Source organism: Parvimonas sp. D2 (assembly GCF_035282635.1).
GTDB lineage: Bacteria > Bacillota > Clostridia > Tissierellales > Peptoniphilaceae > Parvimonas.
The window spans coordinates 1-230 of record NZ_JAYKBO010000123.1 but is presented as its reverse complement, the minus strand read 5'-3'; the positions used below and the strand labels follow the sequence as shown (position 1 = coordinate 230).

1 pseudogene is annotated in these 230 nt (G+C 63.0%); it reads right to left on the bottom strand.

The window, feature by feature from the left end:
• Positions 1–204 (bottom strand): annotated as a pseudogene (locus VJI77_RS07800) (thiolase family protein); the annotation flags it as partial.
• Positions 205–230 lie beyond the last annotated feature (26 nt).

Below are 230 nucleotides of genomic sequence, written 5' to 3'. Positions count from 1 at the left end.
CGACGCGTCCGCGCGAGGATGCTCGTCCTGTGTAACGATCTTTGTCTGTTTGCCCAGCTTGGTGGTGACGGGCACACACTCCGCGTCGAACTTGCCACTGGTCTGCGCGGCCACCGCGCGCTGATGCGAACGCAGCGCCCACGCGTCCTGTTCCTCTCGACTGATGTTGTATTCGCGGCGTAAGTTCTCCGCCGTCTCGATCATGCCTCCGGGTATCGGGAAGCGTACGC